Source organism: Streptomyces sp. NPDC086787, from assembly GCF_044745865.1.
GTDB lineage: Bacteria > Actinomycetota > Actinomycetes > Streptomycetales > Streptomycetaceae > Streptomyces.
Map to the genome: position 1 here is coordinate 1 of NZ_JBIVBC010000015.1, position 15,911 is coordinate 15,911.

Consider the following 15,911-nt stretch of genomic DNA (forward strand, 5'->3'; position numbering starts at 1 on the left):
CTTTGTACTCACCCTCTCGGGCTTTCCTCCGGGCGCTTCCCTTCGTTCTTGCGTTTCCGACTCTATCAGATCTTTTCTCGACCCGATTTCCTCGGCGCTTTCCAGGTTCCCGCTCTCGCGTTTCCCTTTCCGGCGACTCCGACTTTATCAGAAGTTCTGAGTCGGAATTTCCACCCGCTTCCGGGAGCCTCCCAGGCGCACATGTGGCGCCCAGGCGTTCCCTCGCTGGCGGAGCCGTAAACGTACTGGAGCGGGGCGCCTCGATGCAAATCGAGGCGCCCCGCTCCGTGTTGACGCGTACGACGGGGTCGAACGCGGGTCAGACCTCCACGACCACCGGGAGGATCATCGGCCTGCGCCGATAGGTGTCCGAGACCCACTTGCCCAGGGTGCGACGGATGAGTTGCTGGAGCTGGTGGGGCTCCACGACACCGTCCTGGGCCGACCGCTCCAGCACCTCGGTGATCTTCGGGATGACGCCTCCGAAGGCCGAGTCGTCGATGCCGGAACCCCGGGCATGGACGTGCGGACCGCCCGTGATCTTCCCGGTGGACGAGTCGATCACCACGAAGACCGAGATGATTCCCTCGTCGCCGAGGATCTTGCGGTCCTTCAGTGCCGGTTCGCCGACGTCGCCGACCGAGAGCCCGTCGACGTAGACATAGCCGGCCTGGACCTTGCCGGAGATCTTCGCCTTGCCCTGGACGAGGTCGACGGCCACACCGTCCTCGGCGATCACGATCCGGTCGTGCGGTACGCCGGTCAGGGCGCCCAACTCGGCGTTGGCCCGCAGATGACGCCATTCGCCGTGCACCGGCATCAGGTTCTTCGGCCGGCAGATGTTGTAGAAGTACAGCAGCTCGCCCGCGGACGCGTGGCCGGAGACATGCACCTTGGCGTTGCCCTTGTGGACGACGTTCGCACCCCAGCGGGTGAGACCGTTGATCACGCGGTAGACCGCGTTCTCGTTGCCCGGGATGAGGGACGACGCGAGGATCACGGTGTCGCCGTGGACGATCCGGATCTGGTGGTCACGGTTGGCCATGCGCGACAGGGCGGCCATCGGTTCACCCTGGGAGCCCGTGCAGACCAGCACCACCTCGTGGTCCGGAAGGTCGTCGAGCGTCTTGACGTCGACCACCAGGCCCGGTGGGACCTTCAGATAGCCGAGGTCCCGCGCGATGCCCATGTTGCGAACCATCGAACGGCCGACGAAGGCGACCCGGCGGCCGTACTCGTGCGCCGTGTCCAGAATCTGCTGGATGCGGTGGACATGGCTGGCGAAGCTCGCCACGATGATCCGCTTGCCGGCGCTTCCGAACACCTGGCGCAGGACGTTGGAGATGTCCCGCTCGGGCGCGGTGAAACCGGGGACCTCGGCGTTCGTGGAGTCGCTGAGCAGGAGGTCGATGCCCTCCTCGCTCAGGCGGGCGAACGCGTGCAGGTCGGTGAGGCGGTTGTCCAGCGGGAGCTGGTCCATCTTGAAGTCGCCCGTGTGCACCACCATGCCGGCGGGGGTGCGGATGGCCACGGCCAGGGCGTCCGGGATGGAGTGGTTGACCGCGATGAACTCGCAGTCGAAGGGGCCGACACGCTCACGGTGGCCTTCGGCCACCTGAAGGGTGTACGGACGGATCCGGTGCTCCTGGAGCTTCGCCTCGATGAGAGCGAGGGTCAGCTTGGAGCCGATGAGCGGGATGTCCGGCTTCTCGCGCAGGAGGTACGGCACACCGCCGATGTGGTCCTCGTGGCCATGCGTCAGGACGATGCCCTCGATGTCGTCGAGGCGGTCCCGGATGGACGAGAAGTCCGGCAGGATCAGGTCGATTCCGGGCTGCTCCTCCTCGGGGAAAAGCACTCCGCAGTCGACGATCAACAAACGGCCGCCGTACTCGAAGACCGTCATGTTCCGGCCGATCTCGCCGAGGCCGCCGAGCGGGGTGACCCGCAGACCGCCTTCGGGGAGCGGCGGGGGCGAGCCCAGTTCAGGATGCGGATGACTCAAAAGACTCTCCTCACCACGCACGCCACGTACCGGTGGGGCACGTGGCGCGCGTGACGTTCGTGCAGAAGCAGTTGTCGTTGTGGGGTGCAGGCACCGGTGTCCTGCGTATTCAGTTGGCCTATTCAGTTGTGAAGTTGTGAAGTCCTGTTGTCAGAGCTGTACCCCGCCCGCGGCAAGATCGATCTTGAGCTGGGCGATCTCCTCGGGAGAGCACTCGACCATGGGCGCGCGCAGCGGTCCGGAGGGCAGCCCCTGGAGGGCGAGCGCGGCCTTGGTGGTCATGACGCCCTGGGTGCGGAACATACCCGTGTACACCGGGAGCAGCTTCTGGTGGATCTCGGTGGCCTTCTGGACGTCGCCGGAGGTGAAGGCGTCCACCAGGGCCCGCAGGTCGGGTGTGACCACGTGGCCGACGACCGAGACGAAGCCGACCGCGCCGACCGAGAGCAGCGGCAGGTTGAGCATGTCGTCGCCGGAGTACCAGGCCAGACCGGACTGGGCGATGGCCCAGCTCGCGCGGCCGAGGTCACCCTTCGCGTCCTTGTTGGCGACGATCCGCGGGTGCTCGGCGAGACGGACGAGCGTCTCGGTGTTGATGGGGACGCCGCTTCGGCCGGGGATGTCGTAGAGCATGGCCGGCAGCCCGGTGGCGTCGGCGACGGCCGTGAAGTGGCGGTACAGGCCCTCCTGCGGGGGCTTGTTGTAGTACGGGGTGACGATCAGGAGGCCGTGTGCGCCCGTCCGCTCGGCGGCCTTGGCCAGCTCGATGCTGTGGTGGGTGTCGTTGGTGCCGACTCCGGCCACGATGTGGGCGCGGTCGCCGACGGCCTCCAGGACGGCTCGTACCAGGTCCGTTTTCTCCGCGTCACTGGTGGTGGGCGACTCGCCGGTGGTGCCGTTGATGATCAGGCCGTCGTTGCCTGCGTCCACCAGGTGGGTGGCGAGCCGCTGTGCGCCGTCGAGGTCGAGTGCGCCGTCCGCCGTGAACGGCGAGACCATGGCGGTGAGGACCCGCCCGAAGGGGGTCTGCGGAGTGGAGGTCGGAGCCATGGGTTACACGCTACTCGCTGCCTCCCGCGGGGTCTGCCCTCGGGGTACGGGGAAAGTCCGGACAAATGCGGAGCCCGGCACTGCCTGCTCGGGGGTTCAAGCAGTGCCGGGTCCGTTTGATCAGGCTAGATGAACTTCTCTAAATGCCGCAATACGGACACTTCACCAGGCTGACCCGTACATGTGTGCCGCGCAGGGGTACCGCCCTACGGCGCGACGCGGCCGTTGGTGTTGAAGGCGGCGTAGGTGAGCGGCATGAGCTGGGCCCACGCGGCCTCCATCTTCTCGCCGACCATCTCGATCTCCCGCTGCGGGAAGGACGGCACCTTGGCCAGCTCGTGCTGGGTGCGCAGACCGAGGAAGTGCATCAGCGAGCGGGCATTGCAGGTGGCGTACATCGAGGAGAACAGGCCGACCGGCAGGACGGTGCGGGCGACCTCGCGGGCGACACCTTCGGCGAGCAGCTTCTGGTAGGCGGCGTACGACTGCTGGTAGGACTCGTCCAGGACGCTGCTGACCGTCGCCTGCTGCGAGGGCGTTCCCTCCACGAAGACGTACTTGCCGGGCCTGCCCTCCTGGACGAGCTTGCGGGACTCGTCCGGGACGTAGAAGACCGGTTCCAGCTCCCTGTAGCGCCCGGATTCCTCGTTGTAGGACCAGCCCACGCGGTGCCGCATGAACTCGCGGAACACGAAGATCGGGGCGCTGATGAAGAAGGTCATCGAGTTGTGCTCGAAGGGGCTGCCGTGCCGGTCCCGCATCAGGTAGTTGATCAACCCCTTGGAACGCTCGGGGTCCTTCTGCAGTTCTTCCAGCGACTGCTCGCCAAGGGTCGAGACACGCGCGGCGAACAGGACGTCCGCGTCCGAGGCGCTGGATTTGACCAGCTCAACGGTGACGTCGCTGCGGGTGGAAACGGTGGATTCGCCGGAGGGCACGAAGGGTCCTTCCCATCACGTCTTTGGTCGGCGCCCACTCTACGGGGCGCCGACCACCCTTCCGGCCCCCCACAAGTGGTGGGAGGGCACACAGGCGGATAGCCTCACCGGGCACAGCCCATGCATGGAATGAGTGAGGACCAGCCGTGCCCCTGCCCTTCCTTACGGCCGACCACACCTTCGAGCAGACCGACGACGTCGCGCTGCCGCACGACGACCACTCCCGTTGGCGCCGCCCCTACCGCCCCGGTCCACTGCGGGTGGGTGTGGCCGCGCTGTGGCTGCTGTTCGCCTCGTATGTGCTGTTCGCGGCCGTGCTCATCGCCCTGACCGGTTCCGCGTCGTCCGCCGGGATCATCTTCGCGATCGCGCTGGCCGTCATCGCCTGTGCCCTCAGGCTGCTCCGTATGGGCATCTGGGTGAGCGCGCACGGCGTGCGCCAGGTGGGCCCGCTCGTCACCCGCACGGTGCCCTGGGGACAGGTCGCCGGGGTACGCACGGTTCAGCAGCCGGTGCGCTGGCTGGGGCTACCGCGCACGGTGCAGGGGCAGGCGCTGCTGCTGGCACGGAGGGACCGTACCGCCGACGACAGCGCGCCGCTGCTCACCACGCACACCATGGACTTCCTCGGGCGGCTCTCGGCCTTCGACCGGGCCACGGATGCCCTGGAGGCCTGGGCCGCGGAGTCCGGCCGGGGCTGACCGGGCAGGGCTGGCCGACTGGGCCGGCCGGGCCGCCGTGACGCGCGCGGTTCAGGCCTGGACGGGCTTGCCGTCGTGCAGGGCGATCGCCCGCTGCATCGCCTTGCGGGCACGAGGGGTGTCACGGGCGTCGTGATAGGCGACGGCGAGGCGGAACCAGCTGCGCCAGTCGGCGGGGGACGCCTCGGTCTCGGCCTTGCGCCTGGCGAAGACCTCGTCGGCGGAGTCCCGGTCGATACGGCCGCCGGGGGTCCGCCTCAGCTCGTCGACCGGAAGACCGCCCTCGGCGTCCAGTTCGGCGGCGAGCCGGTTGGCGCTACGGACGAACTGGGTGTTCTTCCAGAGGAACCACAGGCCGATGACCGGCAGGATCAGCACCGCGGCCCCGAAGGTGACGGTGATGAGCGTGCCGGACTGGATGAGCATGACGCCGCGGCTGCCGACCAGGACGAAGTAGAAGACCAGGACGGCGGCCGTGACGGCGTAGGTGAGTTTCGCGCGCATGTCGTGGGTCCCGGGTCAGCCGAGGTCCAGGAAGTTCTCCAGGCCGAAGGTCAGGCCCGGAGTGGTGACCACGCGGCGCGCGCCCAGCAGGATGCCGGGCATGAAGCTGCTGTGGTGCAGGGAGTCGTGCCGGATGGTGAGGGTCTCGCCCTCGCCGCCCAGCAGGACCTCCTGGTGGGCGAGCAGACCGCGCAGGCGGACCGCGTGCACCGGGACACCGTCGACGTCGGCGCCGCGGGCGCCCGCCAGGGCCGTCGTCGTGGCGTCCGGTGCCGGTGCGGTGCCGGCGGCCCGGCGGGCCTCGGCGATGAGCTGGGCGGTGCGCGTGGCGGTGCCGGACGGGGCGTCCACCTTGTTCGGGTGGTGCAGCTCCACGACCTCGACCGACTCGAAGTACGGCGCTGCGATCTGCGCGAACTTCATGGTCAGCACGGCTCCGATGGAGAAGTTCGGCGCGATCAGCACGCCGGTCCCCGGGGAACGGTCCAGCCCGTCCCGGAGCTGCGCGAGGCGTTCCTCGGTCCAGCCGGTGGTGCCCACGACCGCGTGGATGCCGTGGCCCACGCAGTAGTCGAGGTTGTCCATGACCGAAGCGGGAGTGGTCAGTTCGACCGCGACCTGGGCGCCGGTCTCCGTGAGGGTCTCCAGCCTGTCGCCCCGGCCGAGGGCGGCGACCAGCTCCATGTCGTCGGCGGCCTCGACCGCCCGTACGGCCTCGGAGCCGATCCGGCCCCTGGCACCGAGGACCGCCACGCGCAGCTTGCTCATGTCTGTTGCTTCCTTACGGGTGGTTGCTTGGCCGGGCTCAGGCGACCGCGTCGTTCAGCCGGGCCGCCTGCTTGTCCTTCAGCGGGCCGATGACCGACAGCGACGGGCGCTGCCCCAGGATGTCGCGGGCGACCGCGCGGACCTCGTCCGGGGTCACGGCCGCTATCCGGGTCAGCATGTCGTCGACGGACATCTGCTCGCCCCAGCACAGCTCGCTCTTGCCGATCCGGTTCATCAGCGCGCCGGTGTCCTCCAGGCCCAGGACGGTGGAGCCGCGGAGCTGGCCGATGGCGCGGCCGATCTCGTCGTCGGACAGGCCCTGCTCGGCGACCTGGTCGAGTTCGTCCCGGCAGATCCTCAGCACGTCGTGCACCTGGCTCGGGCGGCAGCCGGCGTACACGCCGAACAGACCGCAGTCGGCGAAGCCGGAGGTGTACGAGTAGACGCTGTACGCCAGTCCCCGCTTCTCCCGGACCTCCTGGAAGAGGCGGGAGGACATGCCGCCGCCGAGGGCGGTGTTCAGCACGCCGAGCGCCCAGCGGCGGTCGTCCGTGCGGGCCAGGCCGGGCATGCCGAGGACGACGTGGGCCTGCTCGGTCTTGCGACCGAGGAGTTCGACGCGGCCCGCGGTGCGCAGGGTGCGCCGGCCCTCCCGGGGGCCGAGCGGCTGGGCGTCCGGGTTCCCGAGGGCGCCCGCCTTCTCGAATGCGGCACGGACCTGTCGTACGACCTTGTTGTGGTCGACGTTGCCGGCGGCCGCGACGACCAGGTGCGTGGGGTCGTAGTGCTTCTTGTAGAAGCGGCGGATGCGGTCGGCGGTGAGTGCGTTGACCGTGTCGACCGTGCCGAGGACGGGGCGGCCGAGGGCGTTGTCGCCGAACATGGTGTGCGCGAACAGGTCGTGCACACAGTCGCCCGGGTCGTCCTCGGTCATGGCGATCTCTTCGAGGATGGCGCCGCGCTCGACGTTGACGTCGTCCTCGAGGATCAGTGAGCCGGTCAGCATGTCGCAGACGACGTCGATGGCGAGCGGCAGGTCGGTGTCGAGTACACGTGCGTAGTAGCACGTGTACTCCTTGGCCGTGAACGCGTTCATCTCGCCGCCGACGGCGTCGAGGGCGGAGGAGATGTCCAGCGCCGACCTGCGGGCGGTGCCCTTGAAGAGCAGGTGTTCCAGGTAGTGGGTGGCGCCGTTCAGGGCCGGGGTCTCGTCGCGGGAGCCGACGTGCGCCCAGATGCCGAAGGTGGCGGAGCGGACGGAGGGCAGGGTCTCGGTGACGACGCGCAGGCCGCCCGGGAGGGTGGTCCTGCGGACCGTGCCGATGCCGTTCTCGCCCTTGATCAGGGTTTGGGTACGGGCGACGGCCCGCGCCTCCGAAGAGGTGCGGGCCGTCGCCTTCAAGCTACGGGACGTCACTGCTCGGCGTCGTCCTTCGTGTCGTCGGAGCCGTTGTCGGCCCCGTCCTCACCCTCGATGACCGGGACGAGGGAGAGCTTGCCGCGGGAGTCGATCTCGGCGATCTCGACCTGGACCTTCTGGCCCACACCGAGGACGTCCTCGACGTTCTCCACGCGCTTGCCGCCGGCCAGCTTGCGGATCTGCGAGATGTGCAGCAGACCGTCCTTGCCGGGCATCAGGGAGACGAACGCACCGAAGGTGGTCGTCTTGACGACCGTGCCCAGGTAGCGCTCGCCGACCTCCGGCATGGTCGGGTTGGCGATGCTGTTGATCGTGGCGCGGGCGGCCTCGGCGGCCGGTCCGTCGGCGGCACCGATGTAGATGGTGCCGTCGTCCTCGATCGTGATCTCGGCGCCGGTGTCCTCCTGGATCTGGTTGATCATCTTGCCCTTGGGGCCGATGACCTCACCGATCTTGTCGACCGGGATCTTGACGGTGATGATCCGCGGGGCGTTCGGGGACATCTCGTCGGGCCGGTCGATGGCCTCCATCATCACGTCGAGGATGTGGAGACGGGCGTCGCGGGCCTGCTTGAGGGCCGCGGCCAGGACGGAGGCCGGGATGCCGTCCAGCTTGGTGTCGAGCTGGAGGGCGGTCACGAACTCCTTGGTGCCGGCGACCTTGAAGTCCATGTCGCCGAAGGCGTCCTCCGCACCGAGGATGTCGGTGAGGGTGACGTAGTGGGTCTCGCCCTCGATCTCCTGGGAGATCAGACCCATGGCGATGCCGGCGACCGGGGCCTTCAGGGGCACACCGGCGTTCAGCAGCGACATGGTGGAGGCGCAGACCGAGCCCATGGACGTCGAGCCGTTGGAGCCGAGGGCCTCGGACACCTGACGGATCGCGTAGGGGAACTCCTCGCGGGTCGGCAGGACCGGCACGAGGGCGCGCTCGGCGAGGGCGCCGTGGCCGATCTCGCGCCGCTTCGGGGAGCCGACGCGGCCCGTCTCGCCGACGGAGTACGGCGGGAAGTTGTAGTTGTGCATGTAGCGCTTGCGGGTCACCGGGGAGAGGGTGTCCAGCTGCTGCTCCATGCGGAGCATGTTGAGGGTGGTGACGCCCAGGATCTGGGTCTCGCCACGCTCGAACAGCGCGGAGCCGTGAACCCGCGGGATGGCCTCGACCTCGGCGGCGAGCGTACGGATGTCCGTCACGCCGCGGCCGTCGATGCGCTTCTTCTCCTTGATCACGCGCTCGCGGACCAGCTGCTTGGTGAGCGAGCGGTACGCGGCGGAGATCTCCTTCTCGCGTCCCTCGAACTCCGGCAGGAGCTTCTCGGCGGCCAGCGCCTTGACGCGGTCCAGCTCGGCCTCGCGGTCCTGCTTGCCGGCGATGGTCAGCGCGGCGGACAGCTCCTGGCGGACGGCGGCGGACAGCGCCTCCAGGACGTCGTCCTGGTAGTCGAGGAAGATCGGGAACTCGGCGGTCGGCTTGGCGGCCTTCGACGCGAGGTCGGCCTGGGCCTTGCAGAGGACCTTGATGAAGGGCTTGGCGGCGTCCAGACCGGCCGCGACGACCTCCTCGGTCGGCGCCTCGGCGCCGCCCTCGATCAGCTTGATGGTGCCGTCGGTGGCCTCGGCCTCGACCATCATGATCGCGACGTCGCCGTCCTCCAGGACGCGACCGGCGACCACCATGTCGAAGACGGCGTCCTCGAGCTCGGTGTGCGTCGGGAAGGCGACCCACTGGCCGCGGATCAGCGCGACGCGGACGCCGCCGACCGGGCCGGAGAAGGGCAGACCGGCCAGCTGCGTGGACGCGGACGCGGCGTTGATCGCCACGACGTCGTACAGGTGGTCGGGGTTGAGCGCCATGATCGTGGCGACGACCTGGATCTCGTTGCGCAGGCCCTTCTTGAAGGACGGGCGCAGCGGACGGTCGATGAGGCGACAGGTGAGGACGGCGTCCTCGGAGGGACGGCCCTCACGGCGGAAGAAGCTGCCGGGGATCTTGCCGGCGGCGTACATCCGCTCCTCGACGTCCACCGTGAGGGGGAAGAAGTCGAGCTGGTCCTTGGGGTTCTTGGAGGCGGTGGTGGCCGACAGCACCATGGTGTCGTCGTCCAGGTACGCCACGGCGGAGCCGGCGGCCTGCTTGGCCAGGCGGCCCGTCTCGAAGCGGATGGTACGGGTGCCGAAGGGGCCGTTGTCGATAACGGCCTCGGCGTAGTGGGTCTCGTTCTCCACTAGTGATTTCTCCTCGTCTTCGTCCCGGGCTGCCCGTGTGGCAGGGGGACGGTTGCGGAGAAGCGCGCCGTGGCTTGTGCGGGCCGGTCTTCGATCGAAGCACCCGGGGCTCGCTTCCCCCCGGGGGCCACTACCGAGGACCGGCGGCGGCGCGGTGCGCTTCTCCTCTTCTTGTCGTGCTGTGTCGTGCTGCGTCGTGCGTGATGTCGTGCGTAATGCGTTGTGCTACCACACTACAAAGCGTGAGTGACACTCCGCATGTTTCCGCACGTACGGCAAAGGGAGCGGCTCCCGATCGTCTCGGGAACCGCCCCCTTCACTGCGTCTTTACTTGGCGCCCGCGGCGCCACGGCGGATGCCGAGGCGGTCGACCAGCGCACGGAAGCGCTGGATGTCCTTCTTCGCCAGGTACTGGAGCAGGCGGCGGCGCTGACCGACGAGGATCAGCAGACCGCGGCGGGAGTGGTGGTCGTGCTTGTGGGTCTTGAGGTGCTCCGTCAGGTCGGAGATCCGACGGGAGAGCATCGCGACCTGGACCTCGGGGGAGCCGGTGTCGCCCTCCTTGGTACCGAACTCGGAGATGATCTGCTTCTTCGTAGCGGCGTCGAGCGACACGCGTACTCCTCATGTCTGTGTGGCCACCGAGTGCCCCCGGTCTTCATCTCGGGAAGCTTCCGTTACTCGGGTGGCGGGGATCCGCTGGGCGCGGCCTCCAGAGCCCTGTCACAGGATTCCGGGGGTGCGTACACAAACGGCCGTCGACCAGGTTACCAGGCGTCGACCGGGGTCTTCTCACACGACCCTGGTCCGGACCGGCCCGGACTAGGGTGAGCCTGCTGATCGTACGTTCGCCGGAAGTCGGGAAGGGGTCATGTCGGGATGACGGAGACGGAAGCGGAGATCAAGGCGCGCAAGGAGCGGGAGCGGGACGAGCTGTACGCGCTCGACATCTCGGACGTCGAGTGGCACTGCGCACCGGGTACGGAGCAGCACGAGGAGCGGGTCGAGATCGCGTACCTGCCGGACGGGGCGGTGGCCATGCGGTCGTCCCTCGACACGGAGACCGTGCTGCGGTACACGGAGGCGGAGTGGCGGGCGTTCGTACTGGGCGCGCGGGACGGTGAGTTCGACCTGAAGCCGATGGCGCACAACGGTGGGCTCGACGTCGAGTGACGTGCCGGCGGCGAGGGTGACACGCGCGTGTGCCACCCTCCCGGGCATCTTCGCAGGTAGGCGGTGCTGACACCGGCGGCGATCTTGTAGGTCCATCGGGCCTTGCCGGTGCGCGGGTCGAGTTTCTGGACCTGGTAGCCGGGCGCGGCCCCGTCACCGCACTTCTCGAGGGCGAGCAGGGCGCGGCCACCGGCGAATCCGGTGTCCTCGCACGGGAGACGCTCGCGGTGTCCCAGAGCTGCTTGCCGTTCCTCATGTCGTACGCCACCGACCCCTGCCCCCAGGCCACGGCGACAACGCCCTTGGTGAGGGTGAGATTGGTGTTGGTGACGTACGCCGACCGGGCCGAGGCACCTTCTCCTGAACAGCTTCTTGCCGGCGCCGAGGTCGGCTTCGCCTGGATCCTGATGCCCACGATCTGGTTGGCGATGCCCCGGACGAGGATCCTGTCGGTGTCCCAGGTGCCGGGCGCGTGGACCAAGTCCACTTCTCTTTGGGGACCTTGCCCGACCGGCCCACTATGCCGCGCATCCTCCGGCGGAGCACGTCAGTTGACGCGGCCGCCGAGCGGTCCTCGGCTGTTTGTTCCGGGTTCGTACCGCCGGGCGTTGGCCGAGGGGTGGGTGGGCCTGCCGGGGTGTGCGCCACGGTGACTAGGCTGGGAGTGGGCGCGACTCCAGAATCCGTGGCCAGAATCCGTGGACAGGCGTCGTCGGCCCAGGGGGAGAGCCGGTGGACCGGACTGCCTCGAAACGACTACGGACGACTCAGAACGATACAAACATGGTCGCCCCGGCACGGCTTGAGGGGATGACCGCACCAGGAGGCATTGTGAGCAGCGATCGGGACGGGATCCGCGGGGGCTGGGCCACGCCCGGCGATGACCAGCCCGACGCCGAGTCCGCCAACGAGACGACGGGCGAGTTCACCATCGACTACGCCCCGCCCGCCTGGTACACGCAGAGCGCGTCCGGGGCGTCTGGTTCGTCGGAGGCGTCCGAGGGCGGCGACTCGGGGAGCTCGGACGGCTCCGGTCAACAGGCAGCTACGAGCGGGCCCAACGTGACACGCCCGCTGTTCCCGCCCGGCGCCGCGATCCCCGGCCTCACGCCTCCTCCGCACGCTCAGGCGGCCGGGGCCGCCGGGGGTACGGCTGCCCCGGCTCCCGGTGCCCCGTTCACTCCGCCTCCGCCCGCACCCGCGCCGGGTGCGCCCTTCACTCCGCCGGTTCCTCCGGCTCCGCCGACTCCGGCCCCTGGCGCCCCGTTCACCCCGCCCGCACCGCAGGGCGGAGGCCCTGTCGCCGTGCCGAAGCTGCCGACGGGAAGCGGGTTCGAGCCCCAGCCGCCGCAGCCCGGGCCGTCCGAGCAGGGGGTCGCGGATGCCGCGTCGCCCACGTCGGTGCCGAACATTCCGGCGACCGGATACCAGGCCCCCGCGTTCGGCGGCGGTGATCTGGAGAGCGGCGCGACCATGCGGTTCTCCGCCGCCGCGCTGAAGCGTGAGATCGCCGAGCGCGCGGACGCGGAGGAGGCGGCGACCGCCGAAAGCTCCTCGGGCCAGAACCAGAGTCAGAGCCAAAGCCAGCGTGAGGGCGACGAGGCGGAGGCCGCCGCGCCCGTGGACGAGGCCGTGGACACGGACACGGACACGGACACGGTTTCGGAGGCTGAGGCAGACGCGGATTCGAAGGCGGAGGCGGAGGCAGACGCGGAGGTAGTCGCGGCCGCGGACGCCGAGTCCACGGAGGACACCTCACCCACCGGTGACACCGAGGACGACTCCGCCGAGGACGACAGCGACGTCGACGAGTCCGCTGAGGCCGAGCACGTCCATGACGAGACGCCCCAGGACCAGGACGCCGCCGCTGCCGACGGCGAGCCCATGGACGCCGTACCGCAGGACGCCGTGCCCGAGGACAAGGCCCCCGAGGACAAGGCCCCCGAGGACAGCGTCCCCCAGGGCGCACCGCCCGCCTGGCCGCCCCTGCCGTCACCGGAGGGTGGGCTGCCGCCGCTCCCGCCGACGTACCAGCCCGCCGCTCCCGCCCCGGCGGCTCAGTGGCCTGCCGAGCCCGCGCCCCAGCAGCCCGGCCCTGTACCCGGCCAGCCGCAGCCGTCGGCCGCGCAGGGAGCCGGCGCCATGCCCCCGGCTCCCCCGCAGCCTTTCCAACCCCAGGCCCCGCAACCCGCCCCCGCCGCCTGGAACCAGCAGATGCCGCCGCAGCCCGGCCAGCCGTACGCCCCCGGCGTCCCCACGACACCCCAGCCCTCGGCCCCGCAGGCACCCGTCGCGCCCAACTCCCAGCCCGCCTACGGCTTCCCCCACCCCGGCAACCCGGCCCCGGCAACCCCCCAGCCGCCGACCCCGCAGGCACCCGGCCCCCAGAACAGCTATGGCTTCCCTCAGCCGGGCGTCCAAGCACCCCAGCCCCCTGCTCCGGCCCCGGCGCCGCAGCCGAACACGCAGGCGCCCCCGCCTCCCGCCTCGGCACCGCAGCCCGCGCCCCAGCAGGTCAACCCCCAGCCTGCCTACGGCTTCCCGCACCCCGGTGCGCCCATCCCGCCGGCACCCAGCGGCTACGGCTTCCCCCAGCCCGGGGCGCAGGCGCCCCAGCCCAACGCCCCGCAGCCCGCGCCGAGCCCGGCGGCTCCCCCGGCGCCCTTCGACCAGGTTCCCGGGCAGCCCGCCGGTTACGGCTTCCCGCAGCCTGTCGCCCAGCCGCAGCCCGAAGTGACGCAGGGACAGGTCCCGCAGGCGCCGGCCCCGGAGATGCCGCAGCAGCCCGTCGACCCGCGGGCGGGTTCCGCGTGGCCGCAGCCCATACGGCACGATCAGCGGCAGCCCACCAACCCGGGGGCCGCGCCGCTCGGTTACACCGCTGCCGTGGAGCTGTCGTCCGACCGACTGCTCAACACCAAGCGGCAGAAGGCGAAGAGCGGACGAACCGCGGCGGCGTCCAGCCGGTTCAAGATCGGTGGGAAGAAGGAGGAGGCCGAGCGGCAGCGCAAGCTCGAACTGATCCGGACGCCCGTGCTGTCCTGCTACCGGATCGCGGTCATCAGCCTCAAGGGCGGCGTGGGCAAGACCACGACCACCACCGCTCTCGGCTCGACGCTCGCCAGCGAGCGCCAGGACAAGATCCTCGCCATCGACGCCAACCCCGACGCCGGTACGCTCGGCCGCCGCGTGCGGCGCGAGACCGGGGCGACGATTCGTGACCTCGTCCAGGCGATCCCGTACCTCAACTCGTACATGGACATCAGGCGGTTCACCTCCCAGGCCCCCTCCGGCCTGGAGATAATCGCGAACGACGTCGACCCGGCCGTGTCCACCGCGTTCAACGACGAGGACTACCGGCGCGCCATCGACGTGCTCGGCAAGCAGTACCCGGTCATCCTCACCGACTCGGGCACCGGTCTGCTCTACAGCGCCATGCGCGGTGTGCTGGACCTCGCCGACCAGCTGATCATCATCTCGACGCCCTCGGTGGACGGCGCGAGCAGCGCCAGCACGACGCTCGACTGGCTGTCCGCGCACGGGTACGCCGACCTCGTCTCACGCTCCATCACCGTCATCTCGGGGGTGCGCGAGACCGGCAAGATGATCAAGGTGGACGACATCGTCAGCCACTTCGAGACGCGCTGCCGCGGTGTCGTGGTCGTGCCCTTCGACGAGCACCTCTCGGCCGGTGCCGAGGTCGACCTAGACATGATGCGGCCGAAGGTGCGCGAGTCGTACTTCAACCTCGCGGCCATGGTCGCCGAGGACTTCGTACGGCATCAGCAGTCGCACGGCCTGTGGACCAATGACGGCAACCCACCGCCGGTGGCCGCCCCGCCCATGCCCGGCCAGTCCATGCCCGCCCCGCCCATGCCGGGTCAGCCTCTCCCCGGTCAGCCTGTGCCCGGTCAGCCGATGCCCGGCCAGGGCATGCCGGACCAGCCCTATCCCCCGCAGGCGCAGCCCTACCCGCAGGCCCCGGCCCCGGGCCAGCCGTACCCGCCGCAGCCCGGTCAGCCGTACCCGCCGCAGGACCCGGCTCAGCAGTAGGCCGGCCGAACGCGAAGGGCGGCCGGTGCCTTCATGGCATCGGCCGCCCTTGCCGTTCGTCGTCGGGGGCGCGGCTACTCGGCCGCGTCCGCCGCGATCAGCTCCCGGCAGTGCTTCACGTCCTCGGCCATCTGCTCCAGCAGGGCCTCCAGGGAGTCGAACTTCGCCTGGCCCCGCACATAGGAGAGGAAGTCGACGGCCACGTGCAGGCCGTACAGATCGAGGCCCACGCGGTCGATTGCGTACGCCTCCACCGTGCGCTCGGTGCCGTCGAACTGCGGGTTCGTGCCGACCGAGATCGCGGCCGGCATCGCCTCGCCCTGCGCGTGCAGATACCCGGCGTACACGCCGTCGGCGGGAATGGCGGTGTGCGGCAGCGTCTCGACGTTGGCGGTAGGGAAGCCCAGTTCACGGCCGCGCTGCGCGCCGCGGACGACCACGCCCTCGACTCGGTGCGGGCGGCCCAGGATCTCGCGGGCGCCCTCGACGTCGCCCTCGGCGACCAGGCGCCGGGTGAGGGTGGAGGAGAACGGCTCGCCGCCGCCCGCCGCCCCGCTCACATACAGGTCCACGACCTCGACCTCGAAGTCGTAGACCTTGCCCTGTTCGGCGAGGAACTCGACGTTGCCCGCGGCCTTGTGCCCGAACCGGAAGTTCGGACCCTCGACGACCGCCTTGGCACGCAGCTTGTCGACCAGCACCTTGACGACGAAGTCGGCCGGCGTGAGCTTCGAGAACTCGGTGGTGAACGGGAGGATGAGCACCGCGTCCACGCCCAGTTCGCCCATCAGTTCGGCGCGCCGGTGGTGCGCGGCGAGCAGCGGCGGGTGGCTGCCGGGCCGGACGACCTCGCTCGGGTGCGGGTCGAAGGTGACGACGACGCAGGGAACGCCCAGTTCGCGGGCGCGGTCCACGGCATGCTTGATGATCAGCTGGTGGCCGCGGTGGACTCCGTCGTAGGAACCGATGGTGACGACGCTGCGCCCCCAGTCCTGAGGGATGTCCTCCAAGCCACGCCAGCGCTGCACTGTGACCGCTCCTCGAACCCGTGTCCGTGTCTACCGACCTTTTACG

At 69.9% G+C, this 15,911-nt stretch carries 12 protein-coding genes; 3 read left to right on the forward strand and 9 right to left on the reverse strand.

Features of this window, described 5'->3' with window-relative positions; genetic code table 11:
- Positions 1-319: 319 nt before the first annotated feature.
- From ACIPK3_RS27550 to thyX, 3 genes are all read right to left on the reverse strand, one after another.
- Positions 320-2,005, reverse strand: coding sequence for a ribonuclease J (locus tag ACIPK3_RS27550; RefSeq protein WP_402573897.1), 1,686 nt, complete (start codon positions 2,003-2,005; stop codon positions 320-322).
- Positions 2,006-2,155: 150 nt separating this feature from the next.
- The gene (gene dapA / locus ACIPK3_RS27555; protein ID WP_402573899.1) at positions 2,156-3,055 is read right to left on the reverse strand and encodes a 4-hydroxy-tetrahydrodipicolinate synthase; all 900 of its coding nucleotides are present in this window, start codon (positions 3,053-3,055) and stop codon (positions 2,156-2,158) included.
- A gap of 206 nt (positions 3,056-3,261) precedes the next feature.
- Entirely contained in the window at positions 3,262-3,993 is a 732-nt protein-coding gene (gene thyX, locus ACIPK3_RS27560; RefSeq protein WP_402573901.1) for an FAD-dependent thymidylate synthase, read from the reverse strand.
- Positions 3,994-4,139: 146 nt separating this feature from the next.
- On the opposite strand from thyX, the gene ACIPK3_RS27565 reads away from it, so the two are divergent.
- The gene (locus ACIPK3_RS27565; RefSeq protein WP_402573902.1) at positions 4,140-4,694 is read left to right on the forward strand and encodes a hypothetical protein; all 555 of its coding nucleotides are present in this window, start codon (positions 4,140-4,142) and stop codon (positions 4,692-4,694) included.
- A 51-nt stretch (positions 4,695-4,745) separates the two neighbouring features.
- On the opposite strand, the gene ACIPK3_RS27570 is transcribed toward ACIPK3_RS27565, so the two are convergent.
- The 5 genes from ACIPK3_RS27570 to rpsO all read right to left on the reverse strand — a co-directional run bounded on the left by ACIPK3_RS27570 (position 4,746) and on the right by rpsO (position 10,226).
- On the reverse strand, positions 4,746-5,198 hold the full coding sequence (locus ACIPK3_RS27570) for a hypothetical protein (RefSeq protein WP_402573903.1): 453 nt from the start codon (positions 5,196-5,198) through the stop codon (positions 4,746-4,748).
- A gap of 15 nt (positions 5,199-5,213) precedes the next feature.
- Positions 5,214-5,966 (reverse strand): 4-hydroxy-tetrahydrodipicolinate reductase, encoded by a 753-nt coding sequence (dapB, locus tag ACIPK3_RS27575; protein WP_402573905.1) that lies wholly within the window; start codon positions 5,964-5,966, stop codon positions 5,214-5,216.
- Positions 5,967-6,003: 37 nt separating this feature from the next.
- Positions 6,004-7,383 carry a M16 family metallopeptidase gene (locus tag ACIPK3_RS27580; protein ID WP_402573906.1) on the reverse strand — a complete coding sequence of 460 codons (1,380 nt, stop codon included), beginning with the start codon at positions 7,381-7,383 and terminating at the stop codon, positions 6,004-6,006.
- Positions 7,380-9,611: a polyribonucleotide nucleotidyltransferase gene (locus tag ACIPK3_RS27585; protein WP_402573907.1), complete on the reverse strand. Its 2,232-nt coding sequence runs from the start codon at positions 9,609-9,611 to the stop codon at positions 7,380-7,382. Before ACIPK3_RS27585 ends, ACIPK3_RS27580 begins: the two co-directional genes overlap by 4 nt.
- Before the next feature lie 327 nt (positions 9,612-9,938).
- Positions 9,939-10,226: a 30S ribosomal protein S15 gene (gene rpsO / locus ACIPK3_RS27590; RefSeq protein ID WP_030041128.1), complete on the reverse strand. Its 288-nt coding sequence runs from the start codon at positions 10,224-10,226 to the stop codon at positions 9,939-9,941.
- Positions 10,227-10,490: 264 nt separating this feature from the next.
- On the opposite strand from rpsO, the gene ACIPK3_RS27595 reads away from it, so the two are divergent.
- The gene (locus ACIPK3_RS27595) at positions 10,491-10,784 is read left to right on the forward strand and encodes a DUF397 domain-containing protein (protein ID WP_402573908.1); all 294 of its coding nucleotides are present in this window, start codon (positions 10,491-10,493) and stop codon (positions 10,782-10,784) included.
- An 831-nt stretch (positions 10,785-11,615) separates the two neighbouring features.
- The gene (locus ACIPK3_RS27600) at positions 11,616-14,837 is read left to right on the forward strand and encodes an SCO5717 family growth-regulating ATPase (RefSeq protein WP_402573910.1); all 3,222 of its coding nucleotides are present in this window, start codon (positions 11,616-11,618) and stop codon (positions 14,835-14,837) included.
- A gap of 74 nt (positions 14,838-14,911) precedes the next feature.
- Here ACIPK3_RS27600 and ACIPK3_RS27605 read toward each other — a convergent pair whose 3' ends face one another.
- Entirely contained in the window at positions 14,912-15,865 is a 954-nt protein-coding gene (locus ACIPK3_RS27605) for a bifunctional riboflavin kinase/FAD synthetase (RefSeq protein WP_402573911.1), read from the reverse strand.
- Positions 15,866-15,911: the final 46 nt, after the last annotated feature.